General features: G+C 41.0%; 17 protein-coding genes. All 17 read left to right on the plus strand.

The genetic code is table 11. The features are described 5' to 3' along the window. Position 1 precedes the first annotated feature (1 nt). The 17 genes from aroH to KH400_RS11630 all read left to right on the plus strand — a co-directional run bounded on the left by aroH (position 2) and on the right by KH400_RS11630 (position 16,178). Positions 2–385, plus strand: a complete 384-nt coding sequence (aroH, locus tag KH400_RS11550) for a chorismate mutase (protein ID WP_217224768.1) — start codon at positions 2–4, stop codon at positions 383–385. 284 nt (positions 386–669) lie between these two features. Further along, a complete protein-coding gene (gene trpE, locus KH400_RS11555; RefSeq protein WP_217224769.1) occupies positions 670–2,181 on the plus strand; it encodes an anthranilate synthase component I in 1,512 nt (503 codons plus the stop codon). Beyond that, the gene (gene trpD, locus KH400_RS11560) at positions 2,174–3,199 is read left to right on the plus strand and encodes an anthranilate phosphoribosyltransferase (RefSeq protein WP_217224770.1); all 1,026 of its coding nucleotides are present in this window, start codon (positions 2,174–2,176) and stop codon (positions 3,197–3,199) included. The genes trpE and trpD overlap by 8 nt, the downstream gene beginning before the upstream one ends. Next, positions 3,192–3,965, plus strand: coding sequence for an indole-3-glycerol phosphate synthase TrpC (gene trpC / locus KH400_RS11565; protein ID WP_217224772.1), 774 nt, complete (start codon positions 3,192–3,194; stop codon positions 3,963–3,965). The genes trpD and trpC overlap by 8 nt, the downstream gene beginning before the upstream one ends. Continuing rightward, positions 3,949–4,593, plus strand: coding sequence for a phosphoribosylanthranilate isomerase (locus KH400_RS11570; protein WP_217224773.1), 645 nt, complete (start codon positions 3,949–3,951; stop codon positions 4,591–4,593). Before trpC ends, KH400_RS11570 begins: the two co-directional genes overlap by 17 nt. After that, a complete protein-coding gene (gene trpB, locus KH400_RS11575; protein ID WP_217224774.1) occupies positions 4,586–5,785 on the plus strand; it encodes a tryptophan synthase subunit beta in 1,200 nt (399 codons plus the stop codon). The genes KH400_RS11570 and trpB overlap by 8 nt, the downstream gene beginning before the upstream one ends. Beyond that, entirely contained in the window at positions 5,778–6,581 is an 804-nt protein-coding gene (gene trpA / locus KH400_RS11580; protein WP_217224775.1) for a tryptophan synthase subunit alpha, read from the plus strand. The genes trpB and trpA overlap by 8 nt, the downstream gene beginning before the upstream one ends. 41 nt (positions 6,582–6,622) lie before the next feature. Continuing rightward, the gene (gene hisC / locus KH400_RS11585; RefSeq protein WP_217224776.1) at positions 6,623–7,723 is read left to right on the plus strand and encodes a histidinol-phosphate transaminase; all 1,101 of its coding nucleotides are present in this window, start codon (positions 6,623–6,625) and stop codon (positions 7,721–7,723) included. A 36-nt stretch (positions 7,724–7,759) separates the two neighbouring features. After that, entirely contained in the window at positions 7,760–8,860 is a 1,101-nt protein-coding gene (locus KH400_RS11590) for a prephenate dehydrogenase (RefSeq protein WP_217224777.1), read from the plus strand. Between the two features lie 15 nt (positions 8,861–8,875). Then, positions 8,876–10,168, plus strand: a complete 1,293-nt coding sequence (gene aroA, locus KH400_RS11595; RefSeq protein WP_217224778.1) for a 3-phosphoshikimate 1-carboxyvinyltransferase — start codon at positions 8,876–8,878, stop codon at positions 10,166–10,168. 292 nt (positions 10,169–10,460) lie between these two features. Continuing rightward, entirely contained in the window at positions 10,461–11,381 is a 921-nt protein-coding gene (locus KH400_RS11600; protein ID WP_217224779.1) for a hypothetical protein, read from the plus strand. Positions 11,382–11,461: 80 nt separating this feature from the next. Then, positions 11,462–12,730 carry a tetratricopeptide repeat protein gene (locus KH400_RS11605; RefSeq protein ID WP_217224780.1) on the plus strand — a complete coding sequence of 423 codons (1,269 nt, stop codon included), beginning with the start codon at positions 11,462–11,464 and terminating at the stop codon, positions 12,728–12,730. Positions 12,731–12,890: 160 nt separating this feature from the next. Further along, a complete protein-coding gene (locus KH400_RS11610) occupies positions 12,891–13,442 on the plus strand; it encodes a ReoY family proteolytic degradation factor (protein WP_217224781.1) in 552 nt (183 codons plus the stop codon). Positions 13,443–13,579: 137 nt separating this feature from the next. Further along, entirely contained in the window at positions 13,580–14,059 is a 480-nt protein-coding gene (locus KH400_RS11615; RefSeq protein ID WP_217224782.1) for a YpiF family protein, read from the plus strand. Between the two features lie 126 nt (positions 14,060–14,185). Next, the gene (locus KH400_RS11620) at positions 14,186–14,689 is read left to right on the plus strand and encodes a Rieske (2Fe-2S) protein (RefSeq protein WP_217224784.1); all 504 of its coding nucleotides are present in this window, start codon (positions 14,186–14,188) and stop codon (positions 14,687–14,689) included. 14 nt (positions 14,690–14,703) lie between these two features. Beyond that, a complete protein-coding gene (gene qcrB, locus KH400_RS11625; protein WP_217224785.1) occupies positions 14,704–15,375 on the plus strand; it encodes a menaquinol-cytochrome c reductase cytochrome b subunit in 672 nt (223 codons plus the stop codon). Positions 15,376–15,407: 32 nt separating this feature from the next. After that, positions 15,408–16,178: a menaquinol-cytochrome c reductase cytochrome b/c subunit gene (locus KH400_RS11630; RefSeq protein WP_217224786.1), complete on the plus strand. Its 771-nt coding sequence runs from the start codon at positions 15,408–15,410 to the stop codon at positions 16,176–16,178. The last annotated feature ends 19 nt before the right edge of the window (positions 16,179–16,197 follow it).

Consider the following 16,197-nt stretch of genomic DNA (forward strand, 5'->3'; position numbering starts at 1 on the left):
AATGATTAGAGGGATTCGTGGAGCAACAACGATTACTGAAAATGATGCTGAGAAGATTTTACGTGCAACAGAGGCCTTGGTAACGGAAATGATTACAAAAAATGATATCAAAGCCGATGATGTTGCTCATGTCATCATCACTGTTACTGACGATATCGATGCCGCCTTCCCAGCCAAGGCGATTCGCAGTTTTGAAGGTTGGACGTATGTACCGGTGATGTGTTCACGTGAAATTCCAGTGCCGGGCAGTTTAGAACACTGTATTCGAATCATGATGACTGTCAATACAACAAAGGCACAACAAGATATTGAGCATGTATACTTAGAGAAGGCGGTTCAATTACGACCAGATTTGCAATTGACAAAGGATCACCGTTCACGTTAAGATGATACCAATTAAAAGATTATGGTTTTGAGTGAAGAGATTCAGTAAGAGTTTAGTTTAGTTGAGATGAGAATGAATGAGTTGAGGAGAGCTGAGCATAGCATAGGTAGTTTTTGGTGACGTCTACCCTATGACTTTTCAGTTATAGGGTTTTTTCTATATCTTATCATTTAAAAAAGGTTTAATAGAATAATTAAACAGTGTTAGACATTCTAACGCTTGTTTCCTCATCGGCCTCCTCAATTTATTTTCATTCCTCCAGTTCATTAGAGAGGTGAAAATAAATGAATGAAACAACATTATCTACATTTTTGGAAGATTCCCAAATTTATCATACCATCCCAATTGTTCGACATTTCTTTGCGGATACGTTAACCCCTATTCAAATTTTTCGACAACTTGAGAATGATGCAGCCTTTCTGTTGGAAAGTAAGGATGAGCAGTCGCCATGGTCTCGTTTTTCGTTTATTGGCTTGAATCCTTTTCTATCCTTAGAGGAAGAAGATGGTGTCTATGAATTAAAAACGAAGAAACGAGAATCTGTTCTAACGGAAGCTTCGTTTCAAGCAGCCTTTGATGCAACGCTTGATTATTTAAAAGTAAAGCCTATTGATACGCCAATTCCGTTTAAGGGTGGAGCTGTGGGCTATATCGCTTATGATGCGATCAGAGAAATCGAGCCAGTTTTACAGCAAAACAAAAAGCACGAAACCAATAAGTTTCATTTTCTCTTTTGTGAAACGATCATTGCCTATGATCATATAAAAAAAGAATTGTTCATCGTCTACCATGCAAGAACGACGAGCGATCATGATCAAAACAAAGAGGTGTATCAAAGGGCGACAAGGGATATTGAAGCTATTGTCGAGAAACTTACGGTGTCAACACAGGAGTCAAAATTATTTTCACCACCAAAGGTTGTTGAGGATGTTGATTTCTCAAATGTGAAATCAAATTATGAGCGACAACAATTTCTTGATGATGTCAATAAGATCAAGGATTATATCCGCGCAGGTGATGTGTTCCAAACGGTATTGTCGCAACGTTTTGAATTAGACGTTTCGGTATCAGGCCTTGATGTTTATCGTGTATTACGGATGATTAACCCATCCCCCTATTTATTTTATTTGAAAATCGGTGGTCAGGAAATCGTCGGTAGTTCCCCAGAGCGTCTCGTACAAATTCAAGAAGGTCATGTCGAAATCCATCCCATTGCGGGTACGAGAAAACGTGGGCGTACAGCAGAGGAGGATGATCGTCTTGCTCAAGAGTTGTTAGCGGATGAGAAGGAGAGAGCTGAACACTATATGCTAGTGGACCTTGCGCGTAATGATGTTGGCAGAGTTTCTACTTATGGAAGTGTTGATACTCCTGTATTAATGGAGATTGGCCGGTTTTCACATGTGATGCATATTATTTCGAAAGTAACTGGAAAATTAGGTGAACATGTGCATCCCATTGAGGCCTTGATGTCATCTTTCCCAGCTGGAACTGTTTCGGGGGCTCCTAAAATTAGAGCGATGGAAATCTTACAAGAAATTGAGCCGACGGATCGGAATGTCTATGCAGGGGCAATCGGTTACCTTGGTTATGATGGGAATGTTGATTCATGTATAGCGATTCGGACGATGGTGATTAAAGATCAGAAGGCATATGTTCAAGCTGGCGCTGGAGTCGTTGCTGATTCCGTACCTGAGATGGAGTGGGAAGAAACAAGAAATAAAGCAAAAGCACTGATCAAAGCGATTCAAGTGGCTGAAGACATGTTTGCAGAGGAGGCAATTCGTCATGGTTAAAGAAATCTTGAAGAAATGTATGGAAGGAACGCGGTTGACGGAGCAGGAAGCGAAGCGAGTCATGGATGATATAATGGAAGGGAAGGCGACGGAAAGCCAAATTGCAAGCTTATTAACGGTACTACGCTTTCGAGGTGAAACGGTAGATGAAATGACAGGGTTTGCAAAGTCTATGAAAGAACATGCGATCACAATTCCTCATCAAGAAGACGTTGTTGTTGATACATGTGGAACTGGCGGAGATGAAGCAAAGACGTTTAATATTTCCACAACAACAGCCATTGTCTTATCCGCATGCGGAGTAAAGGTAGCAAAGCATGGGAATCGGGCTGTGTCTTCTAAAAGTGGCAGTGCAGACGCATTGGAAAAACTAAATGTATCGATCCAATCGACACCAGAATCAGCAGCAGAAGCTCTTCGAGATAAAGGAATGTGCTTTATGTTTGCTCCGCTTTATCATGTTGCGATGAAACATGCGGTTACACCGAGAAAAGAAATAGGCTTTAGAACCATTTTTAACCTCCTTGGCCCGTTAACGAATCCAGCACAGTCAAAAAATCAATTGATCGGTGTATATGATACGAGGCAAGCTGAAAAAATGGCCGAAACGTTAGCGCGTCTTGGTTCAAAACGTGCGTTGCTCGTGACGGGGGGAGAAGGGATTGACGAATGTTCGATTTCAAGCCACACTGATATTGTCGAACTAAACGAAGGGAAGATTCGGCGTTATGTGATTACACCTGAGGATGTTGGTCTTCAAAGAGGTAACTTTAAAGATATTCAGGTCAATACAGTGACAGAGAGCGCAACACTTGTTAAGCAAGTTCTTGAAGGTGAGGCTAATCTGTCAGCGACCAATATTGTCCTCTTAAATGCGGGTGCTGGGTTATACGTCGCAGGTCAGGTAGAATCGATTGCTGAAGGAGTTGCCGAAGTAAAAAAAGTATTCAAAACAAACCAGGTACGAGATCACTTTTTAAAATTGCAAATTGAAAGGCAGGAATCCCAACATGCTTGAGAAAATTATTGAAACAAAAATTGAAGAAATCGAACATATTACCTTGCCGGAGTCGATTGATGTACCTCATTTTTCCCTTTATGATCATATTACAAATAGCAACCGTAACGTTGGATTGATTGCAGAAGTGAAGAAAGCATCCCCATCCAAAGGGATCATTAGGGCTGACTTTGATCCTTTAACGATTGCAAAAGGGTATGAACGGGGTGGGGCAGATGCAATTTCTGTTCTTACAGATCAAACTTATTTTCAAGGGCACCGTGATTATTTAACTGCGATAAAAAGAGTGTGCAACCGTCCTGTAATGAGAAAAGATTTTATTATCAGCTCGATTCAAATTGAAGAGAGTGTCCGGATTGGAGCAGATGCCATTCTATTAATTGCAGGGATCTTTGAAGCTACCAAACTACAACAATTGTATGAAGAAGCGTTTGAGAAGGGATTAGAATGTCTTGTTGAGGTTCATTCCGAGGAAGAGTTGGAAGAACTATTGTCGGTATTTACGCCGAAGATTATTGGTGTAAATAATCGCAATTTAAAGACGTTTCAAACCTCTTTAACACAAACAGATAAAATGAGTCGGTTGATCCCAGAAGGAAGTGTATTTATTAGTGAAAGTGGTATTCATACCCGTGTAGACCTTGACCGTGTAGAAAAAGCGGGGGCCGCTGGAGTTTTAGTCGGAGAATCGCTAATGCGTGCGGAAACACCAGAGGCGGGTATTCATTTACTGTTTGGAGGCGAAAACGTTGCGTCCACTTCTTAAGTACTGTGGGAATCACTCACTTTCCGACTTACAGGCTACTTTGGAGAGTAACGCAGATTTTATTGGGGTCGTATTTGCTGAAAGTAAGCGTCAGGTCACGGCTGATCAAGTAGTCGAGTGGTTGAAGGAAGTTGAATTGTCTCCACAGCAGCAATTAGTAGGGCTGTTTGTCAATCCGTCTGTAACAGAGATTGACGATGTTTTACAAAGAGTACCTTTACAAGTGATTCAATGTCACGGAAATGAAAGCAAGGAACTCGTATCCAGTATAAAACAAACATTTGGACTTCCTGTCTGGAAGGTGATTCATCATCATAAAGGCGGGCTAGAACAAATGAAATCTTTTCATGGTGTATGCGACGGATTTGTTGTCGATTCGAAAGTAAAAGGTCAATGGGGTGGCACTGGGGAAACGTTTGACTGGTCAAGTGTACCCCCTTATCTAGAAGAAGGTAAACGACAAGGTGTCCCTGTGTTTATCGCTGGAGGGATTAATCCTAATAACGTCACAAAACTATTATCCTTTCACCCAACAGGCATTGATATTTCTAGTGGAATCGAACGAGACGGACAAAAAGATAAAGCAGAGATCAGTAGATTAGAAGAGAGGTTGAAAAACAATGAGTAAGATTTATCCTGATCAGTACGGGCGCTTTGGGAATTTTGGGGGTAAATTTGTTCCAGAAACGTTAATGAATGCCCTCGAAGAACTTGAAGCTGCGTTGAATGAAGCGCTAAGAGATGAATCATTTTTACAAGCATATGATCATCACTTGAAACAATATGCAGGGCGGCCAACAACAATTTCGTTTGCAGAAAACCTGACAAAACAATTTGGTGGTGCAAAAATCTATTTAAAGCGAGAAGATCTTGTTCATACAGGGGCACACAAATTAAATAACGCTCTAGGACAAGCGCTGCTAGCGAAGCGTATGGGAAAGAAAAAAATCGTCGCTGAAACGGGCGCAGGCCAACATGGGGTAGCAACTGCTACGATTGCCGCTCGTTTTGGATTAGAGTGTAAAGTGTTTATGGGTGAAGAAGATATGGAACGACAAGCCTTAAATGTTTTCCGAATGGAATTGTTAGGAGCTGAAGTCATTCCAGCAACCTCAGGTAGTAAAACTTTAAAAGATGCAACAAATGAGGCGATTCGTTATTGGGTGAGCCATGCGGATGATACGTTCTATTTGATCGGTTCGGTAGTGGGACCACACCCTTACCCGAAAATGGTTCGTGACTTCCAACGAGTGATTGGCGATGAATCTAAAGAACAGTTTGTTGAACTTGAAGGGAGTCTTCCGACTGAAATTATTGCCTGTGTCGGTGGTGGTAGCAATGCGATCGGCATGTTTTATCCATTTCTTACTGATGATGTCTCGCTCGTCGGTGTTGAGGCAGCTGGGAAAGGGGTTGACACAACGGAACACGCGGCAACGATTACGAAAGGTAGATTAGGAGTCATTCATGGTTCGTTAACATACCTGCTTCAAGATGAAGCCGGTCAAATTATTGAACCGTATTCGATTTCAGCAGGTCTTGATTACCCAGGAATTGGACCTGAACATGCTCATTTAGCAGAAACAGGGCGCGTCAAGTATGAAAGTGTCACTGACCAACAAGCATTAGATGCGCTTAAAGTTCTATCAGAAAAGGAAGGGATTCTTCCAGCCATTGAAAGTGCCCATGCATTAGCGAAAGCGTTTGAGCGTGCGAAACAAATGGACCCAACAGAGACGATCCTTGTGTGTTTATCTGGACGTGGTGATAAAGATGTTCATACGTTAATGAAACAGTTCAGAGGTGAAAATCATGAGTAATGTTCGTTTTAAAGAGCAGGTTGAAAACAAGAAAGATTTATTTATCCCTTTTATCACAGCAGGTGATCCACATCCAGACGTAACCATTGACTTAGCACTAGCTCTACAAGAGGGTGGTGCAGATGTGTTGGAGCTTGGAATCCCTTATTCAGATCCTTTAGCAGATGGACCAGTCATTCAGCGCTCAGCAAAACGAGCATTGCAGCATGGGATGACAATTGAAAAGGCGATAGCGCTTGTTTCTCGTATGAGAGAACGAGGATTAACGATCCCACTTGTTATTTTTACGTATTACAATCCATTGTTACAACTAGGAATCGAGCGATTTTTTGAACTGGCACACGAGCATCAGATTGATGGTTTACTCGTTCCTGATTTACCATACGAAGAAAGTCAAGAACTCGCTAAGCAATGTCGGGAGCAAGAGGTTGCGTATATTTCACTTGTAGCACCTACATCAAATCAAAGGATCGCAATGATTGCTAAAGAAGCACAAGGGTTCCTTTATTGTGTCTCTTCTCTTGGTGTTACGGGCGTTCGAGATACGTTTGACCCAAGAGTTTATGACTTTTTATCGTTAGTGAAGGAGAATAGCCCTGTACCGGTAGCTGTTGGCTTTGGCATCTCAAAGCGAGATCAAGTAGAAGCACTAGCTAACCATTGTGACGGTGTGATTGTGGGGAGTGCAATTATTAAAATGGTTGAACAACTAGAATCGCAGTTAATTGACGAAAAATTTAGAGATGAAGCGCTTTCAGAGATAAAAAGGTTTGTAGTATCGCTCATTTCATCGTAACATAGAACAATAACATACTTTATCCATGTGAGGTGCTAAAGATGGAAGCAAAGAAACAATTAATTGGACTACCACCTTATAAGCCAGGAAAACCAATCGAAGAAGTGAAACGTGAGTTTGGATTGAACGAAGTGATCAAACTAGCATCAAATGAAAATCCTTTCGGTGCTTCTAAACAAGCTCAAGAGGCGATTCGACATTTGGCGACAGAAACAGCGGTGTATCCTGATGGATACGCAGCAGAACTACGTCAAAAAGTGTCAGCATTTTTAAATGTCGAACAAGAGCAGCTTGTTTTTGGTAATGGTTCTGATGAAGTCATTCAAATGCTTTGTCGTACATTTTTGACGTCAGATACCAATACGGTAACCGCTACTCCAACCTTTTCACAATACAAATTAAATGCCGTCATTGAAGGAGCGGAAATTCGCGAGGTCCCCCTAAAAGATGGTGTCCATGACTTGCAAGCGATGCTTCGTGCCATTGATCAACAAACACGAATTGTTTGGGTATGTAACCCGAATAATCCATCAGGTACGTATGTGAATGAACAGGAATTCCGCTCGTTTTTAGAACAAGTTCCAGATCACGTCCTAGTCGTATCGGATGAAGCGTATTATGAGTATGTAACGGCGAAGGACTTTCCACAGACGCTTCCACTTGTAGAAGAGTTTGAAAACTTACTTGTGTTGCGGACGTTCTCAAAGGCTTATGGGTTAGCGGCACTACGTATTGGGTATGGTGTTGCTCAGCGATCCGTTATTTCATTACTCGACCCCGTTCGACCGCCATTTAATACAACGACCATTGCTCATGCTTCAGCAATTGCCGCTTTAGGTGATCAAGCATTTATTAATGATTGTGTTGAGCGTAATAATGAAGGAATCAAGCAATATGTTGATTTTTGTAACAAACATGAATTGACATACTATCCAACGCAAACTAATTTTATTTTGATTGACTTCAACCGCTCTGGTGATGAAGTGTTTGACTACTTGCTTCGTCGAGGATATATTGTCCGTTCCGGTGAGGCACTTGGTTTTCCAACGTGTGTACGCATCACTGTTGGCAGTAAAGAGCAGAATCAGGGTATTATTGAAGAGCTTACAACATGGCTAGAACAGACAAAAGTTTCGAATTAATGAAGGTCAATGAACGATGTTAGGGGGTAAAGATACGTGTCACGTACAGCCTTTATCATTGGCTTAGGATTGATTGGCGGTTCAATTGCTTTAGCATTGAAAGAGGAGCATGATGTAAACATCATCGGGTATGATATTGATGAACGTCAACTGAAAATGGCCCATTCACTAAAAGTAATTGATGAACATAGGCATTCAATTGAAGCTGGTGTAATAGAAGCGGACTTAATTATTTTGGCGACGCCAGTAACCAAAACCGAACAACTGCTTGAAGAGATGATTGATTACGAAATGAAGCCGGGGGCTATCATCACAGATGTTGGCAGTACAAAACAACGAATTTTTGAAAAGGCAAGCGGATTAGCAAGAAAAGATGTGACGTTTATTGGGGGGCATCCGATGGCAGGTTCCCATAAGACGGGTGTAGAAGCTGCGCGTGCACATTTGTTTGAAAATGCATTCTACATTTTAACTCCGACAGCCCAGACGAATATAACGAAGGTTATTCAACTTCAAAATTGGTTAAAAGGGACAAAAGCAAAGTTTATTGAAATGACACCAGATCAGCATGACCGGCTTGCTGGAGCGGTCAGTCATTTTCCTCACATTGTTGCAGCTAGTCTCGTACATCAATTGGCTAAGATTGAAGGGGAGGATCCGCTCGTTTCTAGACTTGCAGCGGGAGGCTTTCGAGATATTACAAGAGTTGCCTCGGCAAGTCCGGTGATGTGGCGCGATATTCTCTTACATAATAAAGATCAATTGTTAGGTCTACTCGATCATTGGCAGGAGGAAATGGCTTATGTAAAAGGGTTAATCGAAAGCGAGGCTAGCGATAAGATCTATCGTTACTTTGATGTGGCGAAGGAATTTCGCGATGGGTTACCGATACATAAAAAAGGAGCGATTCCGTCGTTTTATGACTTATATGTCGATGTACCAGATCATCCAGGTGTGATTAGTGATGTGACTAGCATCCTTGCGCAAGCAGGTATTAGTATAACAAATATTCGTATTATTGAAACGAGAGAAGATATTATGGGCGTCTTACGGTTGAGTTTTCGATCAGAGTCCGATCGTACAAAAGCACAAGAGTGTCTAGGGAATCAACTGTATGAAACGTATTTGATGCAATAGTGAGGTGTTCAATGAATGGCAGACGTAGTGGTAGAACCAGTGAGACAAGGATTGAATGGTGATATTACCATACCTGGTGATAAATCGATTTCACACCGAGCTGTTATGTTTGGTGCAGTAGCAAATGGGAGAACAACCATTGAGGGATTTTTGCCAGGCGAAGATTGTATAAGTACAATTTCCTGTTTTAAAAAGCTTGGTGTAGCCATCGATCATGAGCAAGACCGCGTCACTGTAGATGGTAACGGCTGGGATGGTTTGCAGGAACCTGTAGAGATATTAGATGTTGGTAATTCGGGGACGACGACCCGGTTAATGCTTGGGGTCCTAGCGGCTCGCCCGTTTCATTCTGTAATTATAGGGGATCAATCCATTGCTAAACGACCGATGTCACGAGTGACCGTACCATTACGCGATATGGGAGCGTCCATTGACGGTCGCGCAGAAGGGAACTTGACCCCTCTATCGATTCGCGGAGGGAATACAAAAGGCATATCGTATACATCAAAGGTAGCGAGTGCACAGGTGAAATCAGCCATTTTATTAGCAGGTATCCAAAGTGAAGGCATAACCTCGGTACATGAACCGTTTATCTCAAGAGACCATACCGAGCGAATGTTAGAGGCTTTCGGTGTAGAAGTAGAGCGTGACGGCAATACAGTAAGTGTGAGAGGTAAGCAAGAACTAACAGGTCGTCATATTGTCATACCTGGAGACATCTCTTCCGCAGCGTTCTTCCTTGTGGCTGGAGCCATCGTTCCCAATAGCAATATTACGTTAAGAAATGTTGGTATGAACCCAACGAGGACAGGAATCATTGATGTTCTTTTAGCCATGGGAGCTGATTTAACCTTAAGTAATCAGCAAGTGTTGAACGGAGAACCAGTGGCTGATTTGACGATTGCAACATCTTCACTAAAAGCGATCGAAATCGGTGGTGAATTAATCCCGAGGTTAATTGATGAGATACCAGTCATCGCAGTTTTAGCGACTCAAGCGAGTGGTAAGACGGTGATTAAAGATGCAGAAGAACTAAAAGTTAAAGAAACGAATCGTATAGATACAGTAGTGAGTGAATTGAAAAAAATAGGTGCATCGATTGAAGCGACCGAAGATGGCATGATCATAAATGGTACTGGTTGCTTGCAAGGGGCTCATGTACAAAGTTTTGGGGATCATCGCATTGGAATGGCAATGGCTGTGGCAGCTTGTGTGAGCGACCAGCCTGTTACAATTGCCGAAAGTGAAGCGATTGCCGTCTCTTATCCGACATTTTTCACTGACTTAAACACGTTAAAATCTTTGTAATGACATTAGGCGAAAACGACATTGTTTTCGCCTGATTCAAACAAATCAAATTTTTCTGAAAACACTATTGACTTCCTGTGTAAATCAGTTATAATTTAATTAGCGTATGGTTTCTCTCCACTCCTATCCATACTAATAAACTTATAGCATTTTTGCTATACCTGGTTTGAAAGCGTTTACGTGATCAAGCCAGGTCTTTTTATTGTCTAAGCGAATTCGTTCAGACTCACGTTTCTTTTATTCATGAAACCCTGTTCTCGGACATAGCTTGTCTATAAGAGGAGGGTGGTTTATGAAGTATATCTTAGAAGGAGTACAAGAAGTCGAGTCCGGTCGTTATATTCAACGATCCTATCTCATTCATGGGCATAAGGTGTCCTATGTGAGTGAGAGATCCCGTCGATTAAAGCATGTAAAGGTAAATACAGATGGCTTTACCCTTAAAGCTGGTTATATAATGAATGATTATCAATTATTAACTCAAATGAGTTATTCGACATCTAAATTAAAAATTAAGCAACTGATTGAAAAGGGCTGTACAACGGTTATTACCTATTGCAATGTAAACTATCATCATGAACTCAAATCAAAATTACGCAAGGCTAGGCACCAAATGATTAACAGTGCGATCGATTATGTGATAGGGATCACGGTTCCGTCAGCGGCATTAAACCCAGAGTTAATACGAGCTTGTAAGCATGAGCTAGTGCCAGTCATCCGTGTGACATTTCACGACTCTTGTGACATTCGGCAAATCCAATGGCAACGAATCAATGAAGCAATGATGACATACTCACCTGTCATCATTCCCGTACGAGAAAACGAAAACGATTTAAAGAAAAAACAGGTAGACAAGGAAAGGGAGTATTGGAATCGATTAATGAACCAGTACCGCATCCCTACTACCCAAGACCTCCCTGAACATACACCATTATCAAAGCTAGCGTGCAAAAAAATTGGTCTCTACCCAAGCAAGGGCGAGCTTGTCGTTGGTAGTGAACTTGACTATAATTTATTTCAGCAAAAAGGGCAGTCCGAGATAGTTGCTGAAGACGACGAATTTCTTTATGATAAGGATAAACCAGATATCGTTGTCGCAAAAGGAACGGTCCTAAAAGCAGGCGAGCACGTTTATTACCGGCCTGGTATGGGTAGAGAATTTAAAGTCAAGCTTCCAGGTCATTTTCTACCTATCACAGAGGCATATTCATAAGCATTTTTATTGTGTAATGCTTTTAGGTTGACCTTTGTTGTCGATATCTATGAATGGGAACGGACAAATAGGAGGATCTTATGAACCAAGCAATTGATCAAGCTATGCGCCTTATTGAACAAGGTGCGACAGAAAAAGGTTTAAACAAGTTAGAGGACATTGAAAAAACAGCCAATCATGATACGAAGTATACGCTTGCGCAAGTTTATTTTGAATTAGGATTAATTGATCGCTCGAAAGTAATAATTGATGAGCTTTTAGCTCTTTATCCTGATGAAGGCGAACTTTATACGTTTGCAGCTGAATTATATATCGACCTTGATCAGGAAGACGAAGCCATCGAGATGTTGTTAGAAATTAAGGAACAAGACGAGGCCTATTTGCAAGCACAGCTGTTACTGGCTGATTTATATCAAATGCAGGGGTTGGATGAAGTAGCAGAGCAAAAGTTATTGCAGGCGGCTAAAAGAGCGCCAGATGAACCAATCATCTCTTTTGGCCTTGCAGAGTTTTATCTGGATCGGGGAGACTATGGAAAGAGTATTCCCTATTACAAGAAAGTCATCTATTCAAAGGAATCATTGCCTACAGAAATCAATGTCGATTTACGTATGGCAGAGGCTTATAGTGCGAATGGTCAATTTGAGGATGCTCTTATCCATTATGAAAAAGGATTAAAAAATAGTGAAGAGCTCAATGCGATTTTTGGGTACGGGTATACCGCTTATCAATTAGGTGAGTATAAAACAGCGATTGCGCAGTTTGAAAAGTTGAAAGAGCTAGACCCACAGTACAGCAGTTTATATCCTTATTTGGCGAAAGCCCTTGAAGCCCAAGAGTCTTTAAATGAAGCATTAACTGCAGTCAAAGAGGGTGTCGCTGTTGATGAGTACAATGACTCCTTATTTGTACATGCAGGTAAGCTTAGCCTAAAACTAAAGCAAACACAACAGGCTGAGGAATACTTACGAGATGCTCTTGCGCTAAATCCAGCTAATTTTGAAGCATTTCGAACATTAGCAGCTTTCTTAAGGGAAGAAGAGCGCTATGATGATGTTATTGAGTTAATTGCTCATATCAAAGAATTTGGAGAAGAGGATCCGCTGTTTGAATGGTACTTAGCTAGTGCTTATCACCATGAAGATCAAGTCGATAAAGCAGACAAGCACTACCAACGAGCAATCGATGCCTTTAGAGAAGATGCAGACTTCCTAGAGGAATATGGAAGGTTTTTATTAGAGCTTGGTTATCGGGAAAAAGCGCTTGCTTATCTGCGTAAATCCGTAGGTTACGATCAGAGTCGTCTTCACCTTCAAGAATTAATCTTTGAGATCGAATCATACTCATAATGTGTACAGATTACGTCGGGCTGTAGAAAAATGCCTTATTTTCAGGCGATTTATTTTTAAGAGTGGCAGGGATTTTGTCATGTGTATTGAATTGTTACTATAGTACCTCATAAGGTCCTCATCAACTTTTGATGAATTTACTATTGGGGAGGGATTAGTGATGAGCAGCACAATTTCAGTTATTGAGAAGAAGGATTTTCTAAAGTGGTTTTTAAACACTTATCAATTGAAAAGAAGAGAATGTGCATGGTTGTTAAATTACTTGATTAGTGATAATGACATTATGAAACACGTTCATTTTGTAGATAAGGCTGAGCATTGTCCTAAAGCGCTTGTTATTTCATCAACAGACGTTGAGCAAATTCCGTTTTGTTTTCATAAGCACCAGCATGTAACGATGGATGCAGAAAAAGCGTTCCACGATATCCGTCTCAATAACGAGGAAGATATTTATATTCAACTTAATTTTCCGAGTTCACAAACAAACCCACAATATGTTGCTGTGTTAGAAGATAATCCTTTTCTTCCTAGAAATGAAGAAGCCACAAATGTTGACCAGCTCTTGGCGGAAATGGTACTTGATAAAGCAATCGTTTCGTTTAAGAGGCAACGGCTATTAGAAGAGATCAACAAATCTCTTGATCAAAATGATGAGCAGTTATTTCTATCGCTAACAACGGAATTAAATAAACTTTCTGCCCTTGATCAATAGACAAGGGTTCTTTTTTTAGGTAAAGGAGGGGCAGGAGTTAATTTTTGACGGAAATGTGAATTTTGTTGTAATGCTTTTTATTTGTTTGTTAAAAGATATATGATGGAAACGAACCTGAGTAGACGAGGAGAGATAACATGAAATGGCAAGCAATAGAAATTGATACTTACTTACAAGCAAAAGAATATGTTGATACAGCAATTATCCCATTAGTTCCGATTTCATGGGAAAAGGAAGTGAAAGGAACGGTAGCGATGGGCGAATTTATTATGATTATGGCGGATGAATTAGAGCGACAGTTTAGAGGTCGTGTCATTCAGTTTCCTGCTTTTAGCTATTTGAAATCTGAGCCACTTGACGATCGCGTTCAACGCTTGGAATGTTGGTATCAAGAACTTACTGAACATGGAGTGAAGCATGTCGTTTATATCACGAGTGATCATGACTGGAAAACAGCCGAAAATAAGTTAAGTGATATGTTGTTGTGGCTTCCGACGATCCCGTTAGAGCACATGGATCATCAATATAAGGTTCAAACGGTTTCAGACCAAATTAAACAACTATTGCCTATTATGACAAATAAATGGCAAAATGATAGTGGTCTGCAAAATGATTAATAATTTGACACAGCAAAAGATTGACAGTGCTAGAGCAGTTAGGCTATCATGAGATTGTCCTAGTATAATCTGTGTTGTATTTTTGTCCGGATGGACTTAAGACTATAACGTAGGGGGGGAAACCTAATGAGTGAAAAAGATCATAAAGTATCAAGACGTCAATTTTTGACGTACACGCTAACAGGTGTTGGTGGGTTTATGGCAGCAGGGATGTTAATGCCAATGGCACGTTTCGCACTTGATCCTGCATTACAAGTAGGAGAAGAAGGAGATATGGTGCCAATTCCATTAAAAGCAGATGAAGTAACCCAAGAACCACAACGTGTTGACTTTACGTTTGAACAAGTTGATGCTTGGTACACATCAGATGTGACAAATTCAGCGTGGGTATTTGAAAAAGATGGCGAGATCGTTGCTTTATCACCAGTTTGTACACATTTAGGCTGTACAGTTGACTGGAATACGAGTGAAGATCACCCAAATCAATTCTTCTGCCCGTGCCACTATGGTCGGTTTGAGATCGATGGTACCAATGTGCCTGGTACGCCTCCAACTGAACCACTTCACCAATATGACCTAGAGGTGAGAGATGGCACAATTTATTTAGGTAGAGCAAGACCACAAGTATAGGAGGGGCGTAATTCATGTTACAAAAAATCTATGATTGGGTAGACGAACGTCTGGATATTACGCCTATGTGGCGAGATATTGCTGACCATGAGGTGCCTGAGCACGTTAACCCAGCACATCACTTTTCAGCTTTTGTTTATTGTTTTGGCGGGTTAACATTCTTTATTACAGTTATCCAGATTCTTTCTGGTATGTTTTTAACGATGTATTATGTACCAGATATTATTAATGCTTACCAATCTGTTTCCTATTTGCAAAATGAAGTAGCCTTTGGTGTGATCGTTCGTGGTATGCACCACTGGGGCGCTAGTTTGGTAATCGTAATGATGTTTTTACATACGTTACGCGTATTCTTTACCGGTTCATACAAGAAACCTCGTGAGTTAAACTGGGTTGTAGGTGTACTTATCTTCTTTGTTATGTTAGGGCTTGGTTTTACAGGGTACTTATTACCTTGGGATATGAAAGCGTATTTTGCGACTGTTGTAGGTCTGCAAATTGCTGAAGCTGTTCCAGTTGTCGGTGGATTTGCGAAAACGTTACTTGCAGGTGGAGAAATTATTGGTGCGCAAACGCTAACACGTTTCTTTGCGATCCATGTCTTCTTCTTACCAGGTGCGTTACTCGGACTTCTAGGGGCTCACTTCTTTATGATTCGAAAACAAGGTATTTCAGGTCCGTTATAGAATTAAAATGAAACGATAAAGGAGGGAAATCGATGAAACGTGGTAAAGGTATGAAGTTTGTAGGTGATTCTCGTATCCCTGCTGAGGGGAGAATGCCGAATATTCCTAAAGATTACTCGGAATATCCAGGTAAAACGGAAGCGTTTTGGCCAAACTTCTTATTAAAAGAATGGATGGTTGGTGCGGTCTTTTTAATCGGATACCTTTGTTTAACAGTGGCTCATCCATCCCCATTAGAGCGAATGGCTGATCCTACTGATTCAGGATACATTCCGCTTCCGGACTGGTATTTCTTATTCTTATACCAATTACTTAAGTACGAATATGCAGCCGGTGACTATACGGTTATTGGTGCTGTGGTTATTCCTGGTTTAGCATTTGGTGCATTGCTTCTTGCGCCATGGTTAGATCGTGGTCCGGAGCGCCGTCCATCAAAACGACCAATTGCAACTGGTTTAATGATGCTTGCAGTCATAGCAACAATTTATTTAACTTGGGAGTCAGTTGATGAACATGATTGGGAAGCTGCTGCTCAACAAGGTGAAATCATCGAACATGAAATTGATCAGGATGCAAGAGGGTATGAAATCTATTCCGAACAATCCTGTATCGGATGTCATGGTAACCAAATGGAAGGTGGGGCCGGAGCGCCAGCACTTTTTGAAACGGGATTAACGGTTGATGAGATTAAAGAGATTACAGTTAATGGTATGGGTGATATGCCAGCCGGAATGTTCGATGGATCAGATGAAGAATTAGAAATTTTAGCAGAGTATATTGCTAATGATGGGCATGAAGAGTAAGGGGAAAAGCTGACTTTTT

Origin of the sequence: Desertibacillus haloalkaliphilus, assembly GCF_019039105.1 — a bacterium.
In the GTDB taxonomy this organism is placed as follows: Bacteria; Bacillota; Bacilli; order Bacillales; family KJ1-10-99; genus Desertibacillus; species Desertibacillus haloalkaliphilus.